This window comes from Streptomyces sp. NBC_00457, assembly GCF_036014015.1.
Taxonomy (GTDB): Bacteria; Actinomycetota; Actinomycetes; order Streptomycetales; family Streptomycetaceae; genus Streptomyces.
In genome coordinates, this window is sequence record NZ_CP107905.1 from 1,545,343 (window position 1) to 1,571,426 (window position 26,084).

General features: G+C 69.7%; 25 protein-coding genes and 1 pseudogene. 15 read left to right on the plus strand and 11 right to left on the minus strand.

Annotation, left to right across the window (positions count from 1 at the left end):
• Positions 1-109 precede the first annotated feature (109 nt).
• Both OG828_RS07130 and OG828_RS07135 read right to left on the minus strand, forming a co-directional pair.
• Positions 110-646, minus strand: coding sequence for a MarR family winged helix-turn-helix transcriptional regulator (locus OG828_RS07130; RefSeq protein ID WP_328500505.1), 537 nt, complete (start codon positions 644-646; stop codon positions 110-112).
• Between the two features lie 34 nt (positions 647-680).
• On the minus strand, positions 681-1,769 hold the full coding sequence (locus OG828_RS07135; protein WP_328437163.1) for a PP2C family protein-serine/threonine phosphatase: 1,089 nt from the start codon (positions 1,767-1,769) through the stop codon (positions 681-683).
• 168 nt (positions 1,770-1,937) lie between these two features.
• On the opposite strand from OG828_RS07135, the gene OG828_RS07140 reads away from it, so the two are divergent.
• The 8 genes from OG828_RS07140 (at position 1,938) to OG828_RS07175 (ending at position 9,439) form a co-directional block, all read left to right on the plus strand.
• Positions 1,938-2,459 carry a nitroreductase family deazaflavin-dependent oxidoreductase gene (locus OG828_RS07140; RefSeq protein WP_328500506.1) on the plus strand — a complete coding sequence of 174 codons (522 nt, stop codon included), beginning with the start codon at positions 1,938-1,940 and terminating at the stop codon, positions 2,457-2,459.
• Between the two features lie 445 nt (positions 2,460-2,904).
• Positions 2,905-3,444 carry a hypothetical protein gene (locus tag OG828_RS07145; protein ID WP_328500507.1) on the plus strand — a complete coding sequence of 180 codons (540 nt, stop codon included), beginning with the start codon at positions 2,905-2,907 and terminating at the stop codon, positions 3,442-3,444.
• Positions 3,445-3,756: 312 nt separating this feature from the next.
• Entirely contained in the window at positions 3,757-4,125 is a 369-nt protein-coding gene (locus OG828_RS07150; RefSeq protein WP_328500508.1) for a hypothetical protein, read from the plus strand.
• 182 nt (positions 4,126-4,307) lie between these two features.
• A complete protein-coding gene (locus OG828_RS07155; protein ID WP_328500509.1) occupies positions 4,308-5,543 on the plus strand; it encodes a cation:proton antiporter in 1,236 nt (411 codons plus the stop codon).
• A complete protein-coding gene (locus OG828_RS07160) occupies positions 5,530-5,988 on the plus strand; it encodes a CBS domain-containing protein (protein ID WP_328500510.1) in 459 nt (152 codons plus the stop codon). The genes OG828_RS07155 and OG828_RS07160 overlap by 14 nt, the downstream gene beginning before the upstream one ends.
• Positions 5,985-7,283, plus strand: a complete 1,299-nt coding sequence (locus tag OG828_RS07165; protein WP_328500511.1) for an ArsB/NhaD family transporter — start codon at positions 5,985-5,987, stop codon at positions 7,281-7,283. Before OG828_RS07160 ends, OG828_RS07165 begins: the two co-directional genes overlap by 4 nt.
• 888 nt (positions 7,284-8,171) lie before the next feature.
• Positions 8,172-8,567 carry a hypothetical protein gene (locus OG828_RS07170; RefSeq protein WP_328437168.1) on the plus strand — a complete coding sequence of 132 codons (396 nt, stop codon included), beginning with the start codon at positions 8,172-8,174 and terminating at the stop codon, positions 8,565-8,567.
• Between the two features lie 425 nt (positions 8,568-8,992).
• Positions 8,993-9,439: a hypothetical protein gene (locus tag OG828_RS07175; RefSeq protein WP_328500512.1), complete on the plus strand. Its 447-nt coding sequence runs from the start codon at positions 8,993-8,995 to the stop codon at positions 9,437-9,439.
• 743 nt (positions 9,440-10,182) lie between these two features.
• Here OG828_RS07175 and OG828_RS07180 read toward each other — a convergent pair.
• Both OG828_RS07180 and OG828_RS07185 read right to left on the minus strand, forming a co-directional pair.
• Complete coding sequence (locus OG828_RS07180) at positions 10,183-11,253, minus strand: PucR family transcriptional regulator (protein ID WP_328500513.1); 1,071 nt, start codon at positions 11,251-11,253, stop codon at positions 10,183-10,185.
• Between the two features lie 590 nt (positions 11,254-11,843).
• The gene (locus tag OG828_RS07185; RefSeq protein ID WP_328500514.1) at positions 11,844-12,929 is read right to left on the minus strand and encodes an IS110 family transposase; all 1,086 of its coding nucleotides are present in this window, start codon (positions 12,927-12,929) and stop codon (positions 11,844-11,846) included.
• Between the two features lie 910 nt (positions 12,930-13,839).
• On the opposite strand from OG828_RS07185, the gene OG828_RS07190 reads away from it, so the two are divergent.
• The 3 genes from OG828_RS07190 (at position 13,840) to OG828_RS07200 (ending at position 15,330) form a co-directional block, all read left to right on the plus strand.
• Complete coding sequence (locus OG828_RS07190; RefSeq protein WP_328500515.1) at positions 13,840-13,995, plus strand: hypothetical protein; 156 nt, start codon at positions 13,840-13,842, stop codon at positions 13,993-13,995.
• Positions 13,996-14,134: 139 nt separating this feature from the next.
• On the plus strand, positions 14,135-14,959 hold the full coding sequence (locus OG828_RS07195) for a sulfotransferase family protein (protein WP_328353643.1): 825 nt from the start codon (positions 14,135-14,137) through the stop codon (positions 14,957-14,959).
• A gap of 47 nt (positions 14,960-15,006) precedes the next feature.
• Positions 15,007-15,330, plus strand: coding sequence for a hypothetical protein (locus OG828_RS07200; protein ID WP_328437172.1), 324 nt, complete (start codon positions 15,007-15,009; stop codon positions 15,328-15,330).
• A gap of 27 nt (positions 15,331-15,357) precedes the next feature.
• Here OG828_RS07200 and OG828_RS07205 read toward each other — a convergent pair whose 3' ends face one another.
• Positions 15,358-15,600, minus strand: coding sequence for a twin-arginine translocase TatA/TatE family subunit (locus tag OG828_RS07205; RefSeq protein ID WP_328437173.1), 243 nt, complete (start codon positions 15,598-15,600; stop codon positions 15,358-15,360).
• Between the two features lie 18 nt (positions 15,601-15,618).
• Positions 15,619-16,194, minus strand: a complete 576-nt coding sequence (locus OG828_RS07210; RefSeq protein WP_328500516.1) for a TerD family protein — start codon at positions 16,192-16,194, stop codon at positions 15,619-15,621.
• A 166-nt stretch (positions 16,195-16,360) separates the two neighbouring features.
• Between OG828_RS07210 and OG828_RS07215 the strand changes: the two genes are divergently transcribed.
• On the plus strand, positions 16,361-16,750 hold the full coding sequence (locus OG828_RS07215; protein WP_328437175.1) for a BlaI/MecI/CopY family transcriptional regulator: 390 nt from the start codon (positions 16,361-16,363) through the stop codon (positions 16,748-16,750).
• 6 nt (positions 16,751-16,756) lie between these two features.
• The gene (locus tag OG828_RS07220; protein ID WP_328500517.1) at positions 16,757-17,689 is read left to right on the plus strand and encodes a M56 family metallopeptidase; all 933 of its coding nucleotides are present in this window, start codon (positions 16,757-16,759) and stop codon (positions 17,687-17,689) included.
• Positions 17,690-17,750: 61 nt separating this feature from the next.
• On the opposite strand, the gene OG828_RS07225 is transcribed toward OG828_RS07220, so the two are convergent.
• On the minus strand, positions 17,751-18,206 hold the full coding sequence (locus OG828_RS07225) for a tellurite resistance TerB family protein (protein ID WP_328360281.1): 456 nt from the start codon (positions 18,204-18,206) through the stop codon (positions 17,751-17,753).
• Positions 18,207-18,297: 91 nt separating this feature from the next.
• Positions 18,298-19,134: pseudogene (locus tag OG828_RS07230) on the minus strand (sporulation protein).
• Between the two features lie 219 nt (positions 19,135-19,353).
• Here OG828_RS07230 and OG828_RS07235 point away from each other — a divergent pair.
• Positions 19,354-20,691 carry a hemolysin family protein gene (locus tag OG828_RS07235; RefSeq protein ID WP_328500518.1) on the plus strand — a complete coding sequence of 446 codons (1,338 nt, stop codon included), beginning with the start codon at positions 19,354-19,356 and terminating at the stop codon, positions 20,689-20,691.
• Entirely contained in the window at positions 20,688-21,710 is a 1,023-nt protein-coding gene (locus tag OG828_RS07240) for a hemolysin family protein (protein ID WP_328500519.1), read from the plus strand. Before OG828_RS07235 ends, OG828_RS07240 begins: the two co-directional genes overlap by 4 nt.
• Positions 21,711-21,996: 286 nt before the next feature.
• On the opposite strand, the gene OG828_RS07245 is transcribed toward OG828_RS07240, so the two are convergent.
• Genes OG828_RS07245 through OG828_RS07255 form a run of 3 tightly spaced genes read right to left on the minus strand, consistent with a single transcriptional unit; the run spans position 21,997 to position 25,947 of the window.
• On the minus strand, positions 21,997-22,491 hold the full coding sequence (locus tag OG828_RS07245; RefSeq protein ID WP_328500520.1) for a flavodoxin domain-containing protein: 495 nt from the start codon (positions 22,489-22,491) through the stop codon (positions 21,997-21,999).
• A 16-nt stretch (positions 22,492-22,507) separates the two neighbouring features.
• Positions 22,508-23,239 (minus strand): CBS domain-containing protein, encoded by a 732-nt coding sequence (locus OG828_RS07250; RefSeq protein ID WP_328500521.1) that lies wholly within the window; start codon positions 23,237-23,239, stop codon positions 22,508-22,510.
• A 14-nt stretch (positions 23,240-23,253) separates the two neighbouring features.
• Entirely contained in the window at positions 23,254-25,947 is a 2,694-nt protein-coding gene (locus tag OG828_RS07255; protein WP_328500522.1) for a bifunctional acetate--CoA ligase family protein/GNAT family N-acetyltransferase, read from the minus strand.
• Positions 25,948-26,084: the final 137 nt, after the last annotated feature.

The window sequence follows — 26,084 nt, forward strand, 5'->3', positions numbered from 1 at the left end:
CGCTGCCGGGATCAGGCAGCGAGACCACGGACCCCCGCACGATTCCCTTGCATTATGCAAACGCAGGGTGGAGAATAACAGCCCACATCCGACGGTGACGCCAGGCGGATCAGGCGTCGCGGGCCGCCGGAACGTCCACCGCCCACCCCAGCGGGTGCGGTTCCGCATCGTCGAGCGCCGGCGCGAGAGGCTCTCCCCCGGCCTCGTTGAAGGCGGCAAGGGCCTCCATGAGCGCCAGCCGCTGGGTCGGGGTGAGCCGTTCGACGATGGCGGCGATCTCGGCGCGACGCCGGGCGGTGACGTCCTCGACCGTGCGTCGGCCTTCCCCGGTGAGCTGCAGCAGGGTCTCGCGGCGGTTGTCCGGATTGGCCTGCCGGTCGGCGAGGCCGGCCGCGATCAGCCGGTCGACCATCCGCATCGCCGTGGACGGCGCCACCTGGAGCAGGCCGGCGAGCGCGACCAGCTTGGTCGCCCCGCGCGTGGACAGCACCACCAGCATTCTGAACTGCGGGAGCGTCACGCGTTCCTCGACCGCGGCAAGGGAACGGGCGGAGACCGCCACCAGCAGTCGCGACGCGGTCAGCACCGCACGGGTCACCACGTCAACATCGCCCATCGCCCCCGCGGGGGTCTCGCGCTCCGGCATACGTCCTTTGTACCGCGCCGAACTCCCTGCTCACTCAGGCGATGGGAACAGATTTTCCTTCCTCATGACCGTGGTAGCGCAGCAGGAGCATCGCGGCGTCGTCGTGCGGTGGCCCGGCGGCATGCTGGGCGAGATCCGCGCGCAGGGCGTCCAGGGCGCGGTGCGCATCGGGATCCTTCAGCAGGTGCGCCCGCTCGCCGACGGAATAGAAGCGGCCGTCCTGGTCCCGGGCCTCGGTGACGCCGTCGGTGTACAGCAGGAGCTGCTCGCCGGGGGCGAAGTCCACCCGATACGGCTTCGGGCCCTCGCTCCCGTGTGCACCCAGCCCCAGCGGAAGCGCGTAGGCGGGCGGCTGCGGGAAGTCGACGGCGCCTTCCTTGCGTACGACCATCGGGGCCGGATGGCCGTAGTTGAGGAACACGGCCTCGTGGCGGGTGCCGATCTCGGCGAGGATCGCGGTGACGAACTTCTCGCCCTCCAACTCCCGGGCCACGCTGCGCTCCAGGCGCTCGCCGAGCCCCACCAGGTCCGGCTCGTCGTGCGCCGCCTCCCGGAACGCACCAAGGACGACAGCCGCCGTCTCCACCGCGGCAAGTCCCTTGCCCTGCACATCGCCCACGATCACCCGGATGCCGTGCGGCGAGGCCACCACCTCGTACAGGTCCCCGCCGATGCGCGCCTCCGCGACAGCCGAGGTGTACGACACCGCCGCCTGCAACGGCCCCGCCGTCAGCGGCACCGGCCGCAGCAGCACCCGCTGAGCCACCTCCGCGATCGACCGGACACTGGCCAGCTCCCCTTCCCGGCGCGAACGCATCACGGCCGCCGCGATACCGACGCCCGTCACGCCGGCCACCGAGGCCAGCGCGGTGAACCCCCGACGCTCCTCGAACAACCCGTCGTACAACCCGAGGGCCACGCACAGCACCATGGCCACCAGTCCGAACACCGCCGTACGACGCCATCCCCCGACCAGCCCGGAAAAGGCAGGCCCGAGCGAGACGAGCGGGAGAAACCCGACCCCCGGACCGGCCACGACATCCATCACCGCGACGATCGCCATCACCACCACCGGCATCCAGGACAGCACGGTCCAGCTCGATGGCGGTCTCTTGTCGGTCATGTCGCACTCCAGCGGTGTCGCGGCGCTCGAGAGCCGCCCCTCGTCCCCACGGGCGCCCCTCCCCCACCTTTAGACTATGCAAAGGTGGCATGCGCGAGGCGGCTCACAACCCCGGTCCTTTACCCAATCGAGGCCGAGAGCCGACATTCCCGACCCGCGGAGACGACCATGACACACAGACAAACCACACCTCGCCGCCCCCAACTCCCCACCGGATGGCGACGCCTGGCTCTGCGGCTGCCGATCCTGCTCTTCCGCGCGGGGCTGGGATCCCTCTTCGGAAAACGGCTGCTCCTGCTGCACCACGTCGGCCGCGTCAGCGGCCTGGACCGCAGGGTGGTCCTCGAAGTGGTGTCCTACGACCCGATCGGCGCAAGCTGGACCATCGCCTCCGGATTCGGGCCGAAGGCCGACTGGTACCAGAACCTGCACGCGCAACCGAAGACCCTCATCCAATTCGGCAACCGACCGCACGCCGTCACCGCCCACTTCCCCACACCCGACGAAGGCGCCGGGATCATGGCCGACTACGCCCGGCGGCATCCCCGCACGACCCGCCGCCTGTGCGCATACATGGGCTTTCCCGTCGACGGCAGCGAGGCGTCGTATCGCGAGGCTGGGCGGGACATCCCCTTCGTACGCCTCGACGCGTCCCTTGGACACCATCAGCACGGACGCCCGCGCGCGTGACGTCCCGGACGCGGTGTCCGGGGCGTCGGTGCCGCGGTGGCCGCTTTCCCTTACACCGCGGGGATGCCCTCCATGCCGGAGTCGGCGAAGGCGGAAGCCGTCGACCGTGCCGGAGACGGCGTTCTGCACGTAGAGGAACTTCTCGTCCTGTGTCACCGCCAGGTCGATGCCCCCTCGCCTCGGCACGAGGCGCACTGCCCGAGCCATCGCAGGGAAGTGCGCAAAAAGCGGCCAGAGGGACTGGCGATCTCATTTTGCATCATGCAATGATCGAGCAGGGGGCCAGGCCGACGGCTGATTGCCGTCCGGCGCCCACGAGTGACACCGGCAAGGTAAGCGGGACGGCGCATCGGCCGTCGGCGGGCTCCCCCGCCTCTTGTTGGTCCACCACCGCTGGACCTCACGGCCAGGAGCCCGATACGCGAGGGTCAGGGAGACGGGGACCATGACCACCCAAGAGCCAGACGGCGAGGGAACACCCGAAAAGCGGGGCGGTACGCCATCCAGCTCCGAGGAAGTCTGGCTGAAGTTCCTTACGGACAGCGAGGGGGCGATCCGCCGGTCCGCCCCCAAAGATCCCTCCGCCCGAGAACGCGCACCGGGGCCGCACCCCCGAATGGTCGGCGCGGACAGAGCAGAGCCGCGCACGCAGTATCCGCACGACGAGTCGGCCAGCTCCGGGATGGACGCGGTCAGCGGCCTGTGGCAGCCGGACGACGCTTTGCCCGGCCCGGCCTGGCGCAACCTGGACCGCCGCGCGAGGCTCCGGCGCGTCGGCCACGTGATCGCCACGGCTGCGGCGGTCGCTCTGGCCCTGGGAGCCTGGTCCTGGTTCTCCACCAGCGCGGGCACTCCTGACGACGCGACGGACGACATCATCGTGCAGCAGTTGGAGGACCTGCCCCACGAGTTGCCCACGGCAACCCACGCCGCGCCTGGATCCGCCGTCACTCAGCCGTCCTCGTCGGCGGTGACTGCCGGATGAGGCGCGCTGCATCGAATGGAGTCTTTCCAGGGACGGTGCACTGGGTGGTGACAGCCAGGGAGGGGGCGGCCAAGGCGGACACGATTCGGATCGCGGGGAGGACTACACGCGAAGAAGAACGCCCGCGGACCCGCCTGGGCCCAGAGACCGCACGCCGGGAATCCACCTGGGGAGAGCCGAACAGCCGCGAACCATGGCACGATGCAAAGGTGACCCGCCGCGTGGCCCGCAAAGGGAGGTCGGCCGGGACTGGAGCGCCGGGAAGCCTGGTCGGCACGGAAGATCGCCGTTGTGCCGAAGAAAGGGCCGACCGTGTCCGCCATCCAGTTCGCGCTCAACCGGGCGATGCGCCTCGACGGAGCGCTCGGCGTCGCCATCGTCGACTACCTCAGCCGCATGCCACTCGGCACCTTGAGCCACCGGAAGGATCTCGATCTGAACCGGGTCGCCCACAGCGGCACCGACGTTGTACGCGCCCATCTCTCCGCCCTGGACCTGATGGGCCGCAAGCCGGAACAGCTCGAGGACATCCTGGTCACCCTTGACAGCGAGTACCACGTCCTCCGCCCGCTGACCCGCCGGACCCACGAGGGGCTCTTCCTCCTGCTGGTCCTGGACCGCGAGCGCGCCGAGCCGGACACCGCACGCCAGGAACTCCGCGAGATCGAGAACCTGCTGTGAACCGACATGATCCTGGACACGGGCAGTGCTCTCTGCCGGGATTCGGCAATGGCAGCCCTACCTGACTGCACGCCAAGGTCCTGTCAATGCCGCGTGAAGAACGTGTAGGGTTCCCCGCGGTGTGCCGGGAAGCCTGGTCGGCGGTTTGAGGACAACTCTCTTCACCGATCGGGGTCTGGGTCATGGTGCTCGTCGCGGTCTTCGGGGTGGCACTGCTCATCGCGGTGCTGCTGTCCGGGCTCGCCGCCCGGACCGTCCTGTCGACATCGTTCCTTTTCCTGGTCGGCGGCGCGCTCGTCAGTGACGGGTTCCTGGGACTGATCCACATCACGCCGGACAGCGAGATCGTGTCCGTCACGGCCGATCTGGCGCTGTTCGCGGTGCTGTTCACCGACGGCATGCACGTCTCCTTCCCGAAGCTCAAAGAGAACTGGCGCAACCCGGCCCGCGCCCTCGGCCTCGGCATGCCGCTCGCGTTCGTCGGAATGGCACTCATCACCCACTTCCTGGTGGGCCTGGACTGGACGACCTCCTTCCTCGTCGGCGCCGTGCTCGCGCCCACCGACCCCGTGTTCGCCTCCGCCATCGTCGGACGCAAGGAAGTCCCCGCGAAGCTGCGGCAGTTGCTGAACGTCGAGAGCGGCATCAACGACGGACTCGCCCTCCCGGTCGTGCTGATCTTCCTCGCCGCCGCCGGGCCGACCTCCGGGCACGCCGAGGCATCGCTGGGGAAGATCGGGCTGGAGCTGGTCCTCGGGCTGGTCTTCGGAGTCGTTCTGCCGTTCGTGGTGATCGAGCTCGTACGGTTCCGGCTGCTGGGCGCCGAGCCCAAGCTGCAGCCGCTGCTGCCGCTGGCCATCGGGGTGATCCTTTACGCGGTCTGCCACCTCACGCACGCCAACCCCTACCTCGCCGCGTTCTCCGCGGGCGCCGTGCTCACCGCCCGCTCGCTGGAGGCAAAGGAGGCGTTCGAGCCGCTCGGTGAGGCGCTGGCGGAGCTGGCCAAGTTCGCGGCGCTGCTGGTTTTCGGTGCGCTGCTGACGCCGCACCTGTTCGGTGACCTGTCCTTCGGCGGATACGTCGCCGTGGTCCTGGCGATTGTGCTGATCCGCCCGGTCTCCCTGCTGCTTTCCCTCATCGGGACCCGGTTCACCCGGCAGGAGAAGCTGGTCGCTGCATGGTTCGGGCCGAAGGGCTTCGCGTCGGTGGTGTACGGACTGCTGGTGCTGCAGGCCGGGATACCGCAGGGCGAGGAGGCGTTCACCCTCATCGCCGTGTGCATCGCCTTCTCGATCATCGCCCACAGCTCCACCGACGTGCCCATCGCCCGTCTCTTCCACGTCGAGGACATCGCCGGCGTGGACGACGGAACCCCAGCACCCCGTACCGCCAAGGAGGCCGGCCATGTCGGCGCGTGAGCTTGCCGAGCCCTACCCGTCCGTGTCCACCGACGACGACGCCACCGACGCGGCCCGGCTGCTGGCCGAGTACAAGCTGCCCGCGCTGCTGGTCGTCGATCCCGACGGGCAGCCGTACGCCATCGTGCCCGGCTCCCAGCTCATCGGGCAGCTCGTACCCGAGCACGCGCTGGAAGACCCGACGCTCGCCGCGGTGATCGACGACCGGGACCTCGACGAGGTGCCGGACAGGCTCGCCGGGCTCACAGTGGCCGAATGGCTGCCGCGCCGCAGGTTCCGGCCACCCACCGTCGGACCGAACGCGAGCGTCATGCACATCGCGGCACTCATGACGCGCACGCACACCCCACTGGTCGCCGTCGTCGAACACGACGGCGAACGCACCCGGCTCGCGAGCGCCGTCACGGCCGCCCGCCTGATGGAACGACTCGTCGGAGGACCGTGAACGGCTGGCAGAGCTGGGCGGCCATCGCCGTCTTCGTGACCACATACGGCCTGATCATCAGCGAGAAGATCCACCGCGTCGGCGCGGCCCTGGGCGGCGCCGCGCTGATGCTGGCGATCGGCGCCACCGACGACAAGTCGGCCTTCTTCTCGGAGCACTCCGGCGTCGACTGGAACGTCATCTTCCTGCTCATGGGCATGATGATGATCGTCGGCGTGCTGAAGAAGACCGGCATGTTCGAGTACCTGGCCATCTGGTCGGTGAAGCGGGCACGGGCCAAGCCCTTCCGGGTGATGGCAATGCTCGTCGTCATCACCGCCGTGGCCTCAGCGCTCCTCGACAACGTCACCACGGTCCTGCTGATCGCTCCCGTGACCCTGCTGGTGTGCGAGCGGCTGGCACTGCCCGCGGCCCCGTTCCTGATCGCCGAGGTGCTGGCGTCGAACATCGGCGGCACCGCGACCCTGGTCGGCGACCCGCCGAACATCATCATCGCCAGCCGGGCCGGCCTGACCTTCAACGACTTCCTGGTCCACCTCGCGCCGCTGTCCGCGGTCCTGATAGTGGTGCTGGTCGCGATGTGCCGCTTTCTGTTCCGCAAGTCCTTCGTCTACGACGAGGAACGCGCCGCCGAGGTCATGGAACTGGAGGAGCGCGAGGCCATCCGCGACCCGCGACTGCTCGTCCAGGGCCTGGTCGTCCTCGCACTGGTCGTCGTCGGATTCGTGCTGCACCCGGTGCTGCACTACGAGCCCAGCGTCGTCGCCCTGCTCGGCGCGGGCCTGCTCATCGCGATCTCCCGCGTGGAGACCGGCGAGGTCCTCGGTGAGGTCGAGTGGCCCACCCTCGCGTTCTTCGCCGGCCTGTTCATCATGATCGGCGGCCTGATCGAGACCGGCGTGATCGGCGAGATCTCCGCGAGCCTCGCCGACGCCATTGGCGACAACGAACTCGGCGGCTCCATGCTGCTGCTCGGCGCCTCGGCCGTGCTGTCCGGCATCGTCGACAACATCCCCTACGTCGCCACCATGGCCCCGATCACCGCCGACCTGGTGGACAACATGGGCGGCGCCCCCGACCACGTGATGTGGTGGGCTCTGGCCATCGGCGCGGACCTCGGTGGCAACGCCACCGCGATCGGCGCCAGCGCCAACGTGGTCGTCCTGGGCATCGCCGAACGCAACCGCCAGCCCATCTCCTTCTGGCAGTTCACCAAGTACGGCCTCGTCGTCACCGCCGTCACGGTGGCGCTCTCGGCGCTGTACGTGTGGCTGCGCTACTTCGCCCTCGCCTGACCGGAGGTGACACACGGCATGGGCGTCTTCCCTCAGCCAACGCACTGGGATCCATGGCCCGAGACCTCCGTCCTGCTCGACCGCAGCGGCCGTCGCCAGCCCAACGAGCGGGCTTCCGACCAGGACGGCCACCCACCCGGCGAGCACGACCCACGCATCGATGAGATCGCTGCGCCGTTTGAGCGGATTCCGCCGCCATCGCCACAGCCGCACCCTCGTACACCGTGACGCGGCCATCGGGGCACCGACAGCGCACTTCTAGCGTGCTCCCGCAGGCGGGCGCGGTGTACGTTTCGCGTCAATGTCCTCGCCTGCACGCCACGGGTGTACGACGCTGAGTACAGGGACGTTTCCAGGAGATGAGGAGCCCACCGTGCGCGCGTGACCGGGCGGTCGCATACGGGCCTTCCACCTGCGGGGCGCTCGGAAACCGTGCGCGAAGGGCCGACAGGATCCTGCGGGAGGTCCGGGAGGGCACGTTCCACTACACCGTCACAGGCTCCTTCGGCCGGGACGTGGAGGAAGCCCGGGAGCAGGCACGCTGGGGTGACACGGACGCCGCGTGGCACGCGCCTCGTGCCACGCTGCCGCAGTGGCAGCCCTCCGGCCCGGACCAGCTGGCCCCGCTCGGGCCTGAACGCCGACCGGGTCCTCGGTCCGCTGTGCACCCCGGAGCGAGGCAGGGAGCCACTGACTACACCCCGGGCCGGCGAGCCGGGCGAGGCTCCACCGCTCACGGCCGACCTCGACCCACCGGGTCTGGCCTGGCTGACGGGAAAGAGATCCGGGCAACTTCCTGACGACGTATCGCTTGATCCTCTTCGAAAGGGCGCATCCCCGGAGCTGCCCGCGCGGATCGGCGACGACACCGTCGTACTGAACGAACCGATGTCGCTGTGGGATGCCCGCTTCCGTCTGCGCGACAACCGGGAGACCTCCACGTGGGATGACAAGGCGCTGGCCGCCGTGGGGCGGGCGAGTTCGGGCTGGAGCTTCGTGTTCGAGACCCGGCCGAGCCGGCACTTCCACGAACGGCGCTTCGCCTCACCGGCAGTACCCGCCTCCCGCGGCACCCGCGCGGTCGTGATCTTGAGCGAGCCCGGGCGACAGCCCGACGCTTCCGCCCTGTTCCATCTCTCCGTCGCGGAGGACGGCGGGGAGCGCTACGCCTTCACCGTCCAGGGCACCATGATCCGGCGGAACGGCCCGATACCGGCGTCGCTGAACCCTGGGCGGTTCTTCACCAAGGATGCGTCGACGGATGCAGAGCGCGTGGATCCCTAGCCGTCCGAGACACCGCCGGCCCCACGGCGAATCGGCCCCACCGCACCAGAACCAGACGCCGGACACTTGGGCGAACGCCGAGCGCTGGAGGCCATCGCCGCCGAGTTCGCTGTGCATTTTGTCGCGCTTCGCCCTCAGCCAAGGCCACCTGCACACCCTCGTCATACGGTCCTGGACCCGGCCTCCGGCTCCGGGCGAGACCTACACGGTCATCCGCATCGGGTCACTCCACACGGACGAGCGCCCCACCCGGCAGTCACCCACACGCGGTCCAGCCATGTCCGCCACTCGGCTTGTGACGCCCGCCGGGTCAGTGCAACCGCCCACCACTCCTTGATCGTCCCACCGTAGAGAACCGCGATGGGAGGGGGATCGTACGTGCCAGGTCATATGCGCCCTGCGGACGCGGGCCGGAGAGAGACCAAGTGAGCCTCCTTCTTTGCCTCTTGCTCGTACTGGGCGCAGTCGCCGCTGGGGTGGCGTTCTACGCCAAGGGCATGGCCGCCGTCTGGAAAGGCGGGCTCACGCATTCACTCCGTGGTCTGGCGTTCGTCGTCGCGGCGAGCGCGGCAGCGATCTACGCGTGGGGGATGCTGTATGTCGCGGGCGCCGTACTGGAGGCAGAGGACGGCGGGACGGACTCGTCTCCGATCCGGCCCTGCCGTACAGGGGTGTACGAACGCGACTACTGGATCGACGACTACCAAGTCTGGTACGTGCCGGTGCGGTTCGTGTGTCATCGCAGGGACGGGACCACTTACGACGAAGGGGTACCCGGATACGTGAACCCAGTGCTGGTCGGCCTAACGGTCACCGGAGTGAGCCTGGCCGTAGGCGCGGGATTCGTGGACCGCCGCGTGCCGAGGTCGTGAGCAGGCTGGCGTTCTTCGGCGTGCCGTTGATCAGTGTCCTCTTGTGCGCGGCGGGCTCTGTTCGTATCGACTGTGCACAGCCCGGCGGCATCCATCCCAGCAGGCTCGCCGGACCGTCATCAGCGCCTTTGCGTCAGCGGTCGGATACACGGGCGCTGTGATATACGGGCTGGCCTTCGCGGCCCCCGTAGGGGGCTGCAAGGGGACCCCCGACGAAGACTTCCCGCTGACGCACGTGCCCGTGGACGCTTTCCCGCCCAACATCGCCGACTACTGGGCCGACTCGGAGGCCCATGGACCGTCGCACCCCGCCACGTTGGGGCGTGCGTCATTTGGGCGGGCGTCGCCATCTTGCTGGCACAGACCGATTCCGCCGAGTGCCCCGGAATACGGACGCGAGGCGCCGACCCCATTGGTGAGTTCACCGTCCGTCCAGGCCATGAGCCGGTCGCTGGCAAGGTCATGGCCCCAGGCACCGCGGGAGAGGGCAGTTCTTCTTCAGCTCGTCGTGCAGCCTGTGATCGAGCTTTGTGGACTTCTCCGATGCCTTCTTGGCGAACTTCGACACGCCTCTCGTGAGTTTCGAAAGCTCTCGAAGCCGTAGTCCCAGGAGTCTGCGAGACGGCCGTGCCCGTCCAAGTCGAGTCGGCGTACTTCATGTCATCTTCTTGGACGCGGACTTCATCTGGCCACTGCTGGCCTCCAGTGTGCCCGCCATGCCCAGCACTGCGTCGCTTGCGAACTCAAGACCCACAATTCCGGCGCGGCGACTCTTCACTCCGTGCACCCAAGTGCCTCATGAACCCTGATGTGATGCGTGGGTGTGCGGTTTCGCCAGGGACGGCTGGGTTGGCACCGTTGAGTTGGTGGATGCGCCCCAAGCGATACGTGAAGGCTCGCACGCTCAGGTTCAGACGGCGGGCTGCCTCGGCCGCGATGCAACCGGAGTCGAAGTACGCGGTCAGCGTGTCGACGAGCGGCTGCGGGCCTCCGCGGGCGCTCTGCGGTGGGCCCAGCGTATTGTGCACGAGGTCGGCCATGGCTTGCCGGTCACGGGTCAGGACGGGGTAGACGAGGAGATCGGCGGCGCGGAGCACCGGTTCGTGGAGGTGCAGCCGGTGGGCCAAGTCAAGGGAGTTGAGGGCTTCCTCGTAGGAGTGGACGACGCCGCCGGCACCCGGGTGGGCGCGTCCGATGGCGACCTGACCACCGTCAGTGGACGCGTGCGCCTGCTTGGCGAAGAACGCAAGGACATCATCCTGTTCTCCAGGGGCGATGCAGATCAGCCGTCCGTCCTTGGTGGTGAGCAGGATGCGCCGCTCACCGAACCTGCTGATCAGGGCGCTCTCCACCTGCTGGGTCGCCGGGTGCGTGTCCTCCACCGGCTTGCTGCCCTGGGCGACTGCGACCGCGTGGGCCCGGGAGAGGAGCAGCCCGAATCGTTCGGCGCGTCCGGCCAGGCGGCCGAGGTCACTGCGGCCGTAGAGGAGGTCGTCGATGAACTCTCGGCGCACGGCTTCCTCCTGCCGTACTGCGAGTCTCTGTGCCCGTTCGTGGCCTTCGGCGAAGGCATCGATCGCCTGCTCGACGACGGCGAGCACGCGATCGACCTCCGTGGAGGAGAGGGTGGGCCAGCTCTCACGGGCCGCGGACAGATGCCGACGGACAAGTGCCCGTAGCCCAAGGCCCGCCTCGGCGGCGCGCTCTCCCCGGGCCCGCAGGTACTCCAACTCGTCCCGCGTAAGGCGCCTGCCCGTCTCGGACGCCTCGGCCAGTATCCGGGCATAGCCCCAGATACTCGTCGGGTACCTCACGCCCCGTCACCCGTTCTCCTCTGTTCTTGACGCACTGCTGGCGTATTCCTGATATGTAGCAGGTTCTTGTCAAGGGGCAGGGGTGTGCGGCCCCTCCCCGTTGGGAGGGGTGTGGGGCTGGCGGGGGCGGACCGGGGTGTGCGTGTCGTGGCGTCGACGCGCGGTCAGCCTGATATGCGCGGGTTGGATACCGCATGACCGGTTGTGCGTCGGGAACGGACCGCTCATCTAATGCCGGGCGTGGCCCGCAAGGAGCGGGCTGCTCATAGGAATTCCGCGGATCGTTCCTGATATGTAGCAGGTTCTTGTCAAGGGGCAGGGGTGTGCGGCCCCTCCCCGTTGGGAGGGGTGTGGGGCTGGCGGGGGCGGACCGGGGTGTGCGTGTCGTGGCGTCGACGCGCGGTCAGCCTGATATGCGCGGGTTGGATACCGCATGACCGGTTGTGCGTCGGGAACGGACCGCTCATCTAATGCCGGGCGTGGCCCGCAAGGAGCGGGCTGCTCATAGGAATTCCGCGGATCGTTCCTCGCGCTGCACGGTCCCCGGGCTGATGCCCCGCCAGCGGTTCTTGTGGAGGAGTTGATGGGCGTCAGTCCTCCATGATTGCCAGGCTCCAGCACCAGCCGGACAGTTCCCGGGCGACGGCCACGACACTGATGGTGGAGCGTTTGTGACGGGCGTCCAGGTTCAACCAGCGCTGGTGCAGGCGTCGGTTGCCCCGTTCGGCGCGTTGCCGGACAGGGGCGGCGACGTGGTCGAGGCGGGCCTGGAGACCGGCGCCGGGGCGTCGGTAGGGACGGCGGTGGTGCCAGGCGGCCTCCACCAGGAGCCGTCGGGCATGGGTGTTGCCCGTCTTGGTGATGCCTCCCTGGCGGCGCTGGCTGCCGGAAGAGTCCTCGCTGGGGACAAGCCCCAGGTAGGAGCCGATGGTCGAGCCGGTGAAGCGGTGCCAGTCACCGATCTCGACGGCGAGGCCGAACGCGGTGAAGGTGCTCACCCCGCGCATGCAGGCCAGTCGGCGGACGGCCGGGGCCCAGGCAGGTTGGGCGGCGAGTTCGGTGATGGCCGCATCCAGGCGGGTCCGGCGTGCTTCGAGGGCCCATACCGTCTCCAGGGCCTCGTCGTAGGCGACCCGCAGACCGAACTCGTCGAAGCGGTGTCCGGTCAGCCAGTGGTGATGGGCAGCGGTCCAGGCCCTGCCGTCGGTGTAGACGATGCCGCGGCGCAGTAGCAGTTTGGCCACGCGGTGGCGGGCGCGCATCAGGTCGGCGCGGACGTCGTCGCGGGCCCGGGTGAGGTCCCGGGCAGCTTCCTGTTCCAGATCAGGCACCCGCACCGCGGGCAGCTCGTCCAGTCGGATCAGTTTCGCGAGCCGCTGGGCATCGCGCTTGTCGGTCTTGACCCGGTCTCCGGCCGGCCGTTCCATTTTCGACGGGGCCGCCACCACGCAGCGGATACCAGCCTGCTGCATGGCGCGTGCCAGGACGAAGCCGGTCGGTCCGGCCTCGTAGGCAACCGCGGCTGGCTGCGGCAGACGGCGCACCCAGGCAACCACGTCCGCTGTGTTGACGACGAGCCGGTCGGTGAAGATTTCACCGGTCGTACCGTCCAGTGCCCAGGCCGTGGTGGAGCGGGCGTGGACATCCAGGCCGACCGAAGTACGTTCGGAAAACATCCGGTGCCTCCCGGTAATTGCGGCACTACCCGCCACCGTGCCCACCGGCAGGCAACCCGCGTCAACTTGCGCGAGGGGCATCGGGCTTGGTCTTCTCTGCGGTCGAACCCACCGACGCTTCATACGATCTAACGCACGATGGACAAGAGTGGCAGACCCCTCGCTGGTGAGAGAGCCCGGCGTGAACGGCATCGTGTTGCGCGACCGCACAACCCCCGCGTGCCATCAGCTGTCTTCTCGGTGGGAACCGGATAAACCAGAGGGACCGCGCTCGCCTCTGCTCCACAAGGAGGTATATGGGATGGCAGCCCGTCATCGCGATCCTGACGGCTCGCCTGTCCCGGTGTGCTCGCGGGGGCACGGAGCGGGGGCTGTCCCGCGCGCACTGCTGCCCGAGCGGTCCACTACAGGTGGTGTAGGCCCAGCCACGGGAGGGTGTCCCGTCTGTGAGGTGATCGAGCCGCTGCTGCGGCGTGCAGACCTGTTGTCCCAACTGCTGTGGATCGGGCACACACGCGCTCCGGCAGAGGGGAAGGTGTAGCCGTCTCTCGGATCGCGCGGTGTGCCGTCCGGAACGGCGGCTGACTGCGGGATTGGCCACGGTGCCCGCGCCCGGACGGGGTCCGCTCAACTGTGCTGACGGCGGGGGAGTGGACGTGCGGTCGTAGACGATGCCGAGTACGACGGCTGTCTGGACTATGGCGGCGTACGAACACGCGGTGGCCATGGTCTTCTGTCGCGCCAAGGTCGAGACACGGATCCGGGCGGTTCCGAACGGGTCACAGGGGCTGCGGCCAGACGGTCCTTCCGCTCCACCGGATGTCGGCCCGTTCCCAGCCCGGAGATCCCCGGACTGGAGGACCCGGCCGACCCGTTCCCCGAGGACGCGATCTCGCCGACGGAGACGCTCATGCAACGCGAGTCCCAGGCCCTGGCCGTCCGCCTGTCCGCCCTCGGAGCCCCGGTGACGACGCACTTCTACGCGGGCACACACTCCCCGCCGTACTGGGCACGCGAGTTCCACCGCTCGCTGCCCATGCTCCTGGAAGCCCTTCGAGGGACGTAGCCGCATGCTCTGCGGCACACGAGTCACAGGAGAATCTCATCCGGTCCCCATGGTGAAACCAGGGACCGGCCACAGTATGGTCAAGCCTTCAACAGGAGGGTGAGGTTCCGCGCGGCCGGGGGGTCAAGGAGGCACGGCAATGGTCATGGTCGGATCGGTCGGTCCGGGAGTGCGCCGGGTGGCGCGCGGCGTGAGACGGCGCATACGCAGACTGGGCGAGCCTCCTGTGCCGGAGTCGGCGTATCGGCTCGTACCGGACCCGGTGTTCGTCCTGTCCTCCGTGCGCTCCGGCTCCACCCTGCTGCGGGTCCTGCTCAACAGCCATCCGCAGATCCGCGCCCCGCACGAGATGCACCTGCGCACGCTCTCCGTCGACCTGAACAAGCCGTACACCAAGAAGGCGATGTCCGAACTCGACCTGGACCAGCGTGAGCTGGAGTACCTGCTGTGGGACCGGGTGCTGCACCGCGAACTCGTGCGCAGCGGCAAGCGGATCATCGTCGACAAGACACCCGGCAACGCGGGCGTCTGGGAGCGGCTGCACGAGGGCTGGCCCAAGGCCCGGTACATCTTCCTGCTGCGCCATCCCGCGTCGATGGTCAACTCACTGATCACCAACCGTCCCGACCGCGATCCGGACGCGACCGTGCGGGAAGTGCGCGGCTACGTCGAGGCGGTCGAGGCGGCCCGCACCGCGCTGCCCGGCCTCACCGTCCGATACGAGGATCTGACCGAGCGGCCCGAGGAGGTCACCCGGGAGATCTGCGCCTACCTCGGCGTTCCGTGGGCGCCGAGGATGCTCGACTACCGCAAGGGTGATCACGGCCCGTTCGTGCCGTACATCGGCGACTGGAGCGAGAACATCAAGTCCGGGAAGATCCAGAAAGCGCGAGCGCTGCCGGACGCGGCAGACGTACCGGCGCCGCTGCGCGACATCACGCGTGCCTGGGGGTATCCGTGTTGAGCGACATGTCCGACGTGAAGTGCCGATGTACCTGCCCGGGAGCGACCGTGTGGGTCACCGGGCCGACGGCCGCCGACCGGCGCGGCGCCGCCTACGCGCTCGCCGAACGGCTACTGGCCGGACAGCGCCGGGTAGAGGTGCTCGACCGCCTCAACGGCCACGATACGAATGCCGAACGCATCGGCCTGATGGCCGAGGTACTGGCCCGCAACGGCATCGTGGCGATCGTCCCCTGCGCCGAGGAGGGCGTGACGGAGGTACGGGACCGCCACGCGGCGAGCGGCACACGGTACGTCGAGGTGTGCGCCTCCGAGCCGGAGTGCGCCGAGACTACGGAGGCGGTCCACAGCCTGCTGACCGGGCGAGGCTGAGAGAATCCCGCCTCAGCCCCGCAGCCGTTACTGCCCCGCGCCCGGCGGCTGAGGCGCCTCCGGGGCGGCGGGGGTGCCTGTCTCCCCCTTGATCACACGGGGCGCTGTCTGCTCCTCGTCCGGTTTCTGATCCTCCTTCAACGCCCGGCGCTCCGCCTTGAGGATGCGCGCCGCCTTGCCCGCCGAGCGAGCCAGATCGGGCCCCTTCTTGGCGGCGAGTACGGCTATGACGACGATGAGGATGACCGCGATTTCACTCAGCCCGAACATGTCGCTCGCCCGCCCGCGTCAGACGCCGACGCCGAAGTCGGAGGCGATGCCGGCCAGCCCGGATGCATACCCCTGACCGACCGCGCGGAACTTCCACTCGGCGCCGCCCCGGTACAGCTCGCCGAAGACCATCGCGGTCTCGGTGGCCGCGTCCTCGGACAGGTCGTAGCGGGCGATCTCGGCGCCGCCGGCCTGGTTGACGACGCGGATGAAGGCGCCCCGGACCTGGCCGAAGCTCTGGCCGCGGCTCTCGGCGTCGTGGATGGACACCGGGAAGACGATCCGGTCGACCTCGGCGGGTACGCCCGCGAGGTTCACCTTGACGACCTCGTCGTCGCCCTCGCCCTCACCGGTGAGGTTGTCGCCGGTGTGCTCGACGGAGCCGTCCGGGCTGGTGAGATTGTTGTAGAAGACGAAGTGCCGGTCGGACAGGACCTTGCCGGAGGTGTCGAGGAGCAGGGCGGAGGCGTCCAGGTCGTAGTCGGTGCCCGTCGTGGTGCGCACGTCCCAGCCCAGGCCGACCAGGACCGCGGTCAGACCCGGTACCTCCTTGCTGAGCGAGACGTTGCCGCCCTTGGACAGGGAAACACCCACTGTTTTCCTCCTGGTTGAGATTCCGATCGAGGTTCCAACACCGTAGAATCTACAGCATTGTAGAAATAATGGAAGGTGTGATCCGGACGCGAGGGCACGATGTGATCCCCAGTGTCCTTACGATGGACCGCTTGCGGCGTACGCGGCAGCGGAAGGGAGACAGGGCGTGACGGAGGATCACCGGCGTCCCCGGCGACGGGGGCAGGGCGAGCTGGAGGTGCAGGTTCTGGCGGCCCTGCGGGAGGCGGACGGGCCTGCGACCGCGGGCTGGGTGCAGGAGCGGCTCGGCGGCGACCTCGCCTATACGACGGTGATCACGATCCTGACCCGGCTGCTGGCCAAGGGCGCGGTGACGCGGGAGCGCGCCGGACGGTCGTTCGCCTGGACACCGGCCTCGGACGAGGCGGGACTGGCCGCCCGGAAGATGCGCAAGGTGCTGGACGGTGAGCAGGACCGGGAGGCGGTGCTGGCGAGCTTCGTCACCGCACTCGACCCCGATGACGAGCGGCTCCTGCGCGAACTGCTGGGTCAGCCGAAGGCCGAAGGGGAAGACTGAAGCCTCATGGGGGTGTTCGTCTTCCTGCCGCTGGTACTGCCGCTCACGGCCTGGCCGATCGCACGGCTGGCCGAGCACCATCTGCATCCGCGCATCGCCACCCGCCTGCTCACCGGCGTGGCCGGCGTCATGGCTCTGTGCAGCACGGTGTGTCTCGGCCTGCTGATGGTGGTCGGCACCGCCCAACTCCCCGGCAACCCGCTGCCGGACGGCTGGTCGGACCCGGAGGTGCGGGAGGCCGTTCCGTACGACGAGGTGGCGGGCAAGGCGGCCATCCCCGCGCTGATCGCCGTGGCCGTGGTGTGCGGCCGTACGCTGTGGCGGCACGGCCGGGTACGCCGCCGCGCCCACCGGGCCCTGGCCGGGCTGTCCGGTACGGAGGTCGCGGTGCTGCCCGACGACGTGCCGTACGCGTACGCCCTTCCCGGCGGAGCCCGTGATCGCATCGTGGCGACCACGGCGTTGCTCTCCGCCCTCCAACCCGCCGAGCGGCGTGCCCTTTTCGCCCACGAGCGGGCCCATCTCGCCGCCCGTCACCACAGATTCCTGCTGGTCGCACAGCTGGCGGCTCGCGCGAACCCGTTCCTGCGTCCGCTGCGTACAGCGGTGACGTACACGACCGAGCGCTGGGCGGACGAGGAGGCGGCCCGCGTCCTCGGCGACCGCCGGACGGTGGCCCACGCGATCGGCAAGGCGGCGCTGATCTCCCGGGGCACCCCGATCCCCACGCTCGCGGGTCTCGCCTCCCCGGGGCCGGTCCCGCGCCGGGTGGCGGCCCTCCTCGGGCCCGCTCCCGCGCCCCGGAGCTGGCCGTCCGTGTTCACCGCGGTGGGCGTGGCCGCGTGGACGGCGGCCGCGGGTACGGCGATTTCCGCACTGTCGTCGGCCAACTCCGCGGTGACGATGGCCCTCATCCTGCACGCGGCGACGCCGCTCTAGCCCCGGACAAGGGTCAGAGCGGCGTCGCCCGCACGCAGAAGTCCCAGAGATCCCAGGGGTCTCAGAGGTCGAACTCGTGCGGCGGCAGGTCCAGCGCGAAGCACGCCTCGCGGACCACGGCCTGCTCGGTCTTGTCGAAGTCGCCGTCGGCGCCGCCGATCACGATGCCGATCTGGATGACCGCCCGCGCCTCGGCGGGCTTCTTCTTCGCCTTGGCGACCTCCTGCAGCACGCTCACCTTGCCGAGGGCGAAGTCGGCGGTCAGCTTGTTGAGGTTCTCCTCGAAGCGCCGCTGCAGGTCCGTGGCGTCGAAGTTCTGCAGCACCTCGTTGGTGGCGATCAGCTGCGCTACGCGCTGCCGCTCGGAGGGGTCGATGGTGCCGTCGGCGGCGGCGACCAGGGCGCACATCGCCATGCTCGCGTCGCGGAAGGCGCCGCTCTTGAGGTCGTTCTTCTTCGCCGTCAGCTGGGTCTGCATCGTCGATGCGGACTCCTTGATGCGGTCCCACAGGGCCATGAGAACTCCGTACGTGTCGGGAGGTGGGCCCGGACCGGCGCGGCCCGGGCAGCCGCAATCCTCTACAGCAATGTAGAAGCTACCAGGGCGGCTACCCCTCCTCTTCGTCGCCCTCGAAGAAGTCACCGACCTCGTCCACCACTTCGGCCGCGACCATGCCGCCGACGACCCCGACGGCCAGCCCGGCCGCGCCGGCCGCAACAGCGGTGCCCATGCCGGGGCGATGGCCTTCAGGTCCGTACGAGGCGTGCGAACCGTACGACGCCCGGTGCTCGACCAGCTGCCGGATCCAGCCGTCGACCTCGGCATTCCAGTCCCGGGCGTCGTGATGGCCGACGGTGAACCGGGTGACCGTGTCACGGCCCTCAGAGAAGAAGCCCCCGCGCTTGTCGGCCCCCAGGACCACCTCCATGCCGCCCGGCGAGGCGAGGAAGGTCAGCTCGATCTCCTGGAAGAAGGGCAGCTGCTGCCCGGTGCCGCCGATACGGCCGTTCTCCAGGTCGGCGGACCGGAAGCCGAAGCCGATCTGCCCGAGGGACTCCAGGACCGCCTCCTGCACGGGCAGCGGGCCCACGGTCAGCTGGTCGAGGTCGCCCTTGTCCTTCGCGCCGGCCACCGCCAGCTCGGTGACCGGCGTCTCCCACGGCAGCGTCACACTGAACGGCACCCCGCGCTCCGCGCCCGCCGAGAGCCGGAAGCCCGCCGACCATGAACCGGTCGAAGACGACGACCCCGTCGGCCTCCCCGCCGTCGTGCTCGGCCTCGACCCGCGCCTCCAGCTCCAGGGCGACGTGCTCGATGCCGAAGTCGGCGTCACCGCCCTTGAGACGGACCTCCCCCGACAGGCCCCCGCCCGGCTGGCCCCCCCGGGGCGAGGACCGTGTCCCCCGCCCACACCGAGCGAACCGAGCAGCCGTTTGAACGCCATCGCGTCGTCCACTCCTTTACGAGCGACTGCATACCTCCGTCATGTGCGGAACATCCGGGACGGCCCGCACGTTCTCTACAAGCGAGTAGAAGCATAGAGTGGCTTACATCCACCCGACGTACCGAAAAGGAGCCAGTGTCCCGCAATGGGTGAGCCTCCCAGTACCGGCCGTGCCATGCCCTGCCCAGGTCACAGACTTGAGGGAACGGGGGTGGCGGGGTGACCGAGGTCCTGCTGCTCCTGCTGGCCCTCCTCCTCACACTGGCCTGCGCGCTGTTCGTCGCCGCCGAGTTCTCCCTGACCACCGTCGAGCGCGGTGACCTGGAACGGGCCGCCCAGGAGGGCGAGCGCGGCGCCGAGGGCGCGCTGAAGGCCGTACGCAGTCTGACCGTCCAGCTGTCCGGCGCCCAGCTCGGCATCACCGTCACCTCGCTGGTGATCGGCATGCTCGCCGAGCCGTCGCTCGCGGCGCTGCTGCGCGGCCCGCTGAAGGCGATCGGCCTGGGCGGTGCGGCGTCCACCGTCGCCACCTTGCTGGGCGTGGCCGTGTCCACCGTGGTGTTGATGGTGGTCGGTGAGCTGGTGCCCAAGAACTGGGCGATCTCCCGCCCGCTGGCCGTCGCCAAGGTGGTGGCGGGCCCGCAGCGCGGCTTCACCGCCGCCTTCGGCCCGTTCATCCGGCACTTGAACAACACCGCGAACCGTTTCGTACGCCGCTTCGGACTGGAGCCCGCCGAGGAACTGGCCTCCGCCCGCAGCCCCGAGGAACTGGTCGCGCTCGCCGAGCACTCCGCCGCCGAAGGCGCCCTGGAGGCCGACTCCGCCGAGCTGTTCGTGCGCACCCTGCACCTGAGCGAGCTGACCGCCGAGAACGTGATGACCCCGCGCGTCGACGTCAAGGCGCTCGAAGCGCACGCGACGGCCGCGGATGCCGCGAACCTCACCTACGCCACCGGCCTGTCCCGCTTCCCGGTCTACCGCGACAGCCTGGACGAGGTCATCGGCAGCGTCCACATCCGCGACGTGCTCGCGCTGGCGCCGGACAAGCGCGCGGTCACCCAGGTCACCGAGCTGGCCACCGCGCCCCTGCTGGTGCCCGACAGCCTCACCGCGGACCGGCTGCTGCAGCGGCTGCGTTCCACCCGCACCATGGCCGTGATCATCGACGAATACGGCGGCACGGCGGGCGTGGCGACGATGGAGGACATCGTCGAAGAGGTCGTCGGCGAGGTCCGCGACGAACACGACCCCGTCGAGGTGCCGGACCTGCAGTCCGCACCGGCAGCGGCCGACGGCCGCGCGGCCTGGGAGGCGGACGGCTCCGTCCGCACCGACCAGCTCACCGCGATAGGACTGACGGCACCGGAGGGCCCGTACGAGACCGTGGCCGGTCTGGTCGCCACCCACCTCGCACGCATCCCCGCCAAGGGCGACATCCTGGACCTGGACGACGGCTGGCAACTCGACGTCCTCGACGTCGACCACCACCGCGCCGACCGTGTCCGCATCACCGCACCGGCCCGGGTGCCGGCCCAAGCCGGGGAGGAGTCCCGATGACCGTCCTGCAACTCGCCATCGGCGCCCTCACCCTGCTGACCAACGCCTTCTTCGTCGGCGCCGAGTTCGCCCTGATCTCCGTCCGCCGCAGCCAGATCGAGCCGCGCGCGAAGGAAGGCAACACCCGGGCCCGGATGACCATGTGGGCCCTGGAGCACCTCTCCGCGATGATGGCCACCGCCCAACTCGGCATCACCGTCTCCTCACTGGTACTGGGCGCTGTCGCCGAACCGGCCATCGCCCACCTGCTGGAACCCGGCTTCGAGGCCGCCCACATCCCGCACGGCCTGGTGCACCCGATCGCGTTCGTCATCGCGCTGACCGTGGCGACGTATCTGCACATGCTGATCGGCGAGATGGTCCCGAAGAACATCGCGCTCGCGGCACCGGTCCCGACGGCCCTGCTGCTCGGCCCGCCGCTGGTGGCCCTCACCCGCGCGCTGCGCCCGTTCGTGTTCGGCATCAACGCCTTCGCCAACGCCCTGCTGAAGCTGCTGCGGGTCGAGCCGAAGGACGAGGTCGAGTCGGTCTTCACCGACGACCAGCTCGCCCGCATGGTCGTCGACTCCAGCGCGGCCGGCCTGCTCACGCCCGCCGACGGCGAACGGCTGCGCGACGCGCTGGAACTGGGCACCCGCCCGGTCGGCGAGATCCTCGTCCCGGCGCAGCAGATGCGCACCGTCGCCCACGCCGTCACCCCGGCCGAGCTCGAACGGACAGCCGCCGACGCGGGCTATTCCCGCTTCCCGGTCACCGGCGAGGACGGCACGCTGCTCGGGTACCTGCACATCAAGGACACGCTGGGCATCGCCGACCGCGGCAGGCCGTTCCCGCGCGACGCCCTGCACCCGGTCACCCGCGTCCGCATCGACACCCCGCTCGACGACACCCTCACCGCCCTGCGCGCCGACGGCAGCCACCTGGCCGCGGTCACCGGAGAGGCGGGCGCGGTCCTCGGCTTCGTGACCATGGAGGACGTCCTGTCGGAGCTGGTGGGACCGGCACCTGCGAGAGCCTGACCCACTAGGGGGTTTCGTTCGGATTCTTCAGATCGTTGGTGCCGGCCACGGGGCCGCCCTACGGCCGGAAGCCGTCGATCGTCAGTTCCAGCAGGCGGTCGGCCTGGGCGTGGCATCTCCGACGAACGCGAACTCGAGCGCATCAAGGCCAGCATCCCCGGCTACGCCAACCTCTCACGCCGCGCCAGCCGCGCCGGGGCCTTCTTGACCCCGGCGCGGCGCCTCACGCGAACGAGCCATCCAACACTGCAACTTGTCGGCCCTCGGACCATCCGATGCGGACGACTCAGCTCGTGAGCTCGGCCCCGATCCGCGCCGCCCACGCCTCGATCGCGGTGAAGTCCCGGAAATCCCCGCCCTTTCCTTTGCTGAGGATCATCCGTGCGATCCACCCCTTGGCGCCCTCCTCTAGGCAGCCTCCGAAGGTGATGTGCTCCTTGGCGTCGAGCGCGGCCATGGCCTTCTTCACGCCGGGCACGGGTGGGATGTCCCGCTCTGAAGCCGAGGCGTCGAGCGGGCCGCTGCTGAAGAGCCACAGCGGGCGTTCGGTCAGGGGCCTGCGGTGGTGGCGGATGAAGCGGCGGGCGTCCTTCTGCCAGCGCCCGGCATACAGTCCGCCTCCGACCACCACGGCGTCGTACGACGCCACATTCGCCGCGGACCGGGCGGGCTGTGCCTCGACGGTCAGCCCGTCCTTCCGCAGGACGTCGGCGATGGCCTCGGCGATCTGTGCGGTCGATCCGTTCGTCGTTCCGTAAACGACCAACACGCTCTTGGGCATGGCGGTCCGCCTCCTCTCAGAGTTTGCGCAGCCAGTCGTCGGCAACGCCGTGCAGTGCCTGCTCGCTGGGCTGGAGTCGCGAGTCGTCCAGGCGGTAGGCGAGCTTGTCGACCACGCCGACCACGCCGTCCATCTGGCCTGTCATGGAGACGGCGATCTCCGCCTCGCTCTTGCGTTCCGTGTGGCCGGAGAACGTGACCACGCCCTCGACCACGGACACGTCAACCGACCCGAGCGGCAGCCACAGAGCGCGCTCGAGCACATCCTTGATCACCTGGTCGCGGATCTCCCGGTCGGGCCGCAGGAAGACCTGGAGGAGGTCGCGCCGGGTGACGATGCCGACGAGCCTGTTCTCCTCGTCCAGGACGGGCAGCCGTTCCACTCGGTGCTGCGCCATCGTCCTGGCGGCCTCGACGATGGTGACGTCGGCATGCACGGTCACCGGCGGTTCGGACATCAGCTGTCCCGCGGTGCGGGCGTTCGCCTTCGCAGCCCGCTTCTTGGCGCTGGGCGTCAGGCTGGTGAGCCGGAAGCGGCGCTTCGGCTCGTACGGGTCAGGGGTCTCGGCCTGGCGGACCATCAGGTCGGTCTCGGAGATGACTCCGATGACCCGCTCGTCCTCGTCGACGACCGGCAATCCGCTGATCCGGTGGTCGGCCAGCAGCCGTGCCACTTCCTTGAACGGGGTGCCGTACTCGGCGCGGACGACCTCCGTGGTCATCACGGAACCCACCTTGTTGTGCTTCATTTCTGTTCCCTCCCTCAGCGGAGCCTGCGCAGATACGGGTCCTGGGGCCTGCGCGGCAGCAGTCGTACACGCGCATCGAGCACACTGATTCCGCCCGGTGTCGCGAGAACGGGGTTGAAGTCGGCCTCGGCCAGCTGCGGCAGGTCGCTCGCCATGCGGGACAGCCGCAGCAGCAGTTGTTCGAGGCCTTCGAGGTCGATCGGTCCGTTGCCACGCGCGCCGAACAGGAGCGGCGCACAGCGCGGCGCGGTGATGAGGTCGTGCACGTCCTGGTCGGCCAGCGGGGCGAGCCGGGCGGCGTGGTCGGCCAGTACCTCGGTCGCGGTGCCGCCGAGTCCGAACAGGACCAGCGGGCCGAAGACCTCGTCCTGGACGACACCCGCGAACAGCTCGGTACCGCGCCTGGCGAGCGGCTGCACGAGCACGCCCGTGAGCAGGCCGTCGAAGCGGGTCGCGAAGTCCCGGAAGGCGGCGCGTACTTGGGTGTCCCCGCGCAGGTCGAGGTGCACGGCGTGCTGCTCGCTCTTGTGCACCAGCCCGGGCCAGTGGGCCTTCATGACCACCCGGCCATCGGCACCGCGCAGCCGATCGGCGGCGATGACGGCTTCGTCCTCGGTCTCGGCCCAGGCCCACGCAAGTTGCGGGACGCCGTAGCAGGCGAGGAGGTCGGCGCAGGTACGCGGGTCCAACCAACCTCCCTCCGGGTGTGCGGCCAGGAAGGCTTCGGCAACTGCGTGGGCGCGCGGGGTGTCCACGTTTTCGAGGTCGGGGACGGTTCCCGCGGGTCGGCTCAACCAGTCCGCACGGTGGGCGGCGTGGGCCAAGGCCCGTGCCGCCGCCTGCGGTTCGGCGTACGAGGGGATCGTGCCGCCGCCGGAGGCGGGCAACAGCCTGACCGGGAGGTCCTGCTCCATACGTATGACGATTGCAGTGCGCGTACGGCGTCCGGGACCGCCGGTGAGGGCCCGGACAAGGTCTTCGCCCGTCGCAGTGGCGACCGCGGTGGGGACGAGGGCCAGTACGACGGCGTCGATGCCGGGGTACCGCATGATGCCGTCCACGCACTCACTCAGCTGTTCCTCCGTGACCGCAGCTGTCGCATCGACGGGATTGCCGACGGCGGCTCCCTCGGGGAGTACGGCGAGCAGGTCGTCGACCATTTGCGGGGTGAACGGCGGAATGGCCAGCCCCGCCTCCGCGCAGGCGTCGGCGGCGAGGACGCCCGCGCCGCCCGCGTTGGTGACGATCGCGACCCGGGTGCCCGTCGGAAGCGGCTGGGAGTGCAACAGAGCCGCGGTTTCGAGGAGTTCGGCGCACGAGTGGGTGGCGGTGATGCCGGCCTGGGTGAACAGCGCCCGCCGGGTCATGGTGCGGGTGGCGGCCGCTGCCGTGTGCGAGGCGGCGGCGCGGCGGCCCGCGTCGGTGCGCCCGGCGTCCACGGTGAGGACGGGCAGTCGGCGGGTCACGCGGCGGGCGGTGCGGGAGAAAGCCCGCGGATTGCCGAAGGACTCCAGGTGCAGCAGCGCGAGGTCGGTACGGCCGTCGCTCTCCCACCACTGGAGCATGTCGTTGCCGCTGACGTCGTACTTGTCACCGAGGGAGGCGAACGACGAGACGCCGATGCCGAGCCGGGACAGCCCGTCGAGCAGGGCGATGCCGACGCCGCCGGACTGCACGGCGACGCCCGCCGTGCCGGGGCGCGGGTGATCGGCAGCGAAGGTCGCGTCCAGCGAGACGTCGGAGTCGGTGTTGGTGATGCCGAGGCAATTGGGTCCGACGAGTCGCATGCCGTAGGTGCGGCATGCCGCCATCAACGCCTGTGCCTGCTCGCTGTCGAGGCCGGCGGTGATGACGAGCAGGGCCCGCGCGCCGACCTTTCCGCACTCCTCGGCAGCGGCTGGGATCCCTGCGGAGGGCACTGCGACGACCACGAGATCGGGGGTCTTCGGCAGTGCACTGATCGACGGGTAGGAGGGCACGCCCATGATCGAGGTGGCCCTGGGGTTCACCGCGAAGAGCCGTCCGGCGTATCCGCCGGTGTGGAGGTGGTGCAGGATGGCCCGTCCCACGGATCCGGGCTTGCGCCCCGCGCCGACGACGGCGACGGTGGCCGGCCGCAGCAGCGGCTCCAAGCTGGCGATATTGGCGCACGTACCGCGTGCCTCGACAGCGGAGAGATAGTTGTCGGTCTCGTCGAGTTCGACAGTGCAGCGGACCTCCGGACCCTCGAAGCGGCGGGCGGTACGCAGGCCGAGGTCGGCGAAGAGCTGGAGGACCTCATGGTTCTCGCTGAGGGCGTCGGCGGTGAACGAAGTGATGCCCTCGGCACGGGCAGCCGAGACCAGGTGCTCCACGAGGAGGGTGCCGATGCCCCGGTGGTGCAGTCCGTCGGCGACCGCGATGGAGATCTCAGCCGAATCCTTGTCGTCACCTGCGTCGTATTCGGCCAGGCCGATCACCTGGCTCTTCGTCTCCGCCAGCAGGGCTCGGTATCCGGGGCGGGACGAGGCACAGGCCCGGTCGGCCGCCATCGCCGCCGAACGGCGGCTCGCCGCGAAGAACCGCAGCCTCAGGTTCTCCGGGGACATCTCCTCGTAGAGTCCCTCCAACTGATCGTGGTCGCCCGGAGTCACCGGGCGGATGCACACAGTCGTGCCGTCCGCGAGCAGGGCGTGAACCGTGGGCCGGGTGGACGCGTCGTCCGTCATGGCGGGTCTCCTCCAAGCTTCTCGACACCTCGAGCATCCAGCGGATCGAGGGCGCATCCCATGGGCTGTCCGGGCGTGCTGTGGGGCCGGTCGGCCCTAGTTCGGGCGCTGGTCGGCGTCGCTGCCTGCGCGTTCTG